General features: G+C 70.6%; 1 protein-coding gene. It reads left to right on the top strand.

Annotated features, from left to right (window positions below):
- Positions 1-605: UDP-N-acetylmuramate dehydrogenase (gene murB, locus F8D48_RS11490; RefSeq protein ID WP_151432173.1), on the top strand; the 605-nt coding region annotated here is incomplete at both ends.

The raw sequence follows: 605 nt of genomic DNA on the forward strand, positions 1-605 counted from the left end.
CGGTTCCAACGTGCTCGTGGCCGACGAGGGCTTCTCCGGTGTGGTCATCGCCCTCGGCCGCGACTTTCGCTCCTCGCGCTTCGAGGACGGCCGCTTCATGGTGGGGGCCGGTGCCACCCTGTCCTCCGTGGTCCAGGATGCTTTCCGCCGCAACCTCGGCGGCTTCGAGTTCGCCGTGGGCACGCCGGGCACCGTCGGCGGCGCCCTGTGCATGAACGCCGGCTCCCGGGAGGAGTGGATCGGCGAGCGCGTCGTCACGGTCACCACCTACCGGCCCGGCCGGGGCCTGCTGCGACGTCGCGGCTCCGAGATCGATTGGGGCTACCGTACCAGCTCCTTTGCACCTGACGAGGCCATCCTCGAGTGCGAGCTAGCCGCTGTGCCCGCCGACCCCTTCCAGCTGCGCGACCGCATGGAATCGAACCTGGCCCGGCGCCAGCAGACCCAACCTTTGGCGCTGCCCACCTGCGGCAGCGTGTTCAAGAACCCCGAGGGCGCCTCGGTGGGCCGCCTTATCGACGAGGCCGGGCTCAAGGGGGCCAGCGTAGGCGGAGCGCGGGTCTCCGACGTGCACGGCAACTTCATCGTGAACGCCGGCAGCGCCA

Source organism: Adlercreutzia muris (assembly GCF_008831045.1).
GTDB lineage: Bacteria > Actinomycetota > Coriobacteriia > Coriobacteriales > Eggerthellaceae > Adlercreutzia > Adlercreutzia muris.